Here is a 1,350-nt window from a genome sequence, read left to right as displayed (position 1 = left end):
CTGCCACCCTAATGAGATGGTCAGCCCAGTACGGGAACCCCGCTAAATCTAAACTTACCGGGGTTCTCACTTACTTGAGGAGACCTCTCATGGACATCCTGGACTTGCTCGGCCTGGATATTGGAAAAAGCACCTTTCATCTCATAGGGCACGACGCCAAAGGCAAGGAAGTATTGCGCAAGAAATTCAATCGCAACCGCTTGCTTGAGTTCGCCGCAAGGCTGAAGCCCTGCACCATAGCGATGGAGTCTTGTGGCGGTTCACACTGGCTTGCCAGGAAGCTCTTGTCCTTCGGTCATCAAGTGAAATTGATCGCGCCGCAGCATGTGAAACCTTACGTCACCGGCAACAAAAACGACTACATCGACGCTGAGGCAATCTGCGAAGCCGCATCCCGTCCTAAAACACGGTACGTCGCCATCAAAACCGTTGAACAGCAGGTGCTATCAACCCAGCACCGTCTTCGGGAGGCGTTGGTAGGCCACCGTACTCAAACGATAAATCGCATTCACGGGTTCTTGCTTGAGTTCGGGATTGAATTGCCTGCAACAAAAGCGGCTATGAATCAGGCTCACCAAATTCTGGACGACCCTGCCGCCGAGTTACCGCAACAGCTGAAGTCCTTTATTGAACATCTACTGGAAGAGATGAAACGGCTCAACGACGAGATTAAGGCGATTGACCGGAGTATCAAAGAGCAAGTGGACACTGATGATGCGGGAACACGCCTGATGAGCATCCCCGGCATCGGCCCGATCATCGCTAGCGCGCTGCTGGCCGACGTCGGCGACGCTTCCAATTTTCACTCGTCACGAGACTTCGCCGCTTCGCTGGGACTGGTGCCGAGGCAGCATTCAACAGGCGACCAAACCGTCCTTTTGAACATCAGCAAGCGCGGTGATAAATACCTTCGAAAGCTTATGATTCAAGGCTCGCGTGCCGTTCTGGTGCACATAGATAAACGTACCGATGCTTTGGGGACTTGGTGCAGAGACCTGCTGATACGAAAGCACCCGAATAAAGTGGCCTGCGCTTTGGCCAATAAATTGGCAAGGATCGTATGGGCTGTTTTAGCTCGCGGAGTTAGCTACAACGCACAATCCATGGCTTGATCGAAATTCACTACCGGCTTTTGCGACGACAAGATGATGACGATAAACAGCTCAACTCCTGCTTGAAAACCTGGCAAACGAATCAGCTTTCGAAGCTGACACCCTTTTAAGGACAGGCAGGAGCGACTACTCATCAAGGGCCAGGCGGCAACACTGCCGACCATGAGCCCGGATACATTAGCGCAAGCACGCTTTACCGCTCATCGCTCGTGGTTGCAGGAGATGGGCTGACCATACA

1 protein-coding gene is annotated in these 1,350 nt (G+C 52.8%); it reads left to right on the top strand.

Annotation, left to right across the window (positions count from 1 at the left end; translation table 11 throughout):
- Positions 1-89 precede the first annotated feature (89 nt).
- Positions 90-1,112 (top strand): IS110 family transposase, encoded by a 1,023-nt coding sequence (locus IB254_RS29320; protein WP_192420947.1) that lies wholly within the window; start codon positions 90-92, stop codon positions 1,110-1,112.
- Positions 1,113-1,350 lie beyond the last annotated feature (238 nt).

Source organism: Pseudomonas sp. PDM03, assembly GCF_014852385.1.
GTDB lineage: Bacteria > Pseudomonadota > Gammaproteobacteria > Pseudomonadales > Pseudomonadaceae > Aquipseudomonas > Aquipseudomonas migulae.
This window is presented reverse-complemented; position numbering and strand designations above follow the sequence as displayed.

Coding starts and splice junctions, on each gene's coding strand:
- IB254_RS29320 (WP_192420947.1), top strand. CDS start 90: ATGGACATCCTGGACTTGCTCGGCCTGGATATTGGAAAAAGCACCTTT.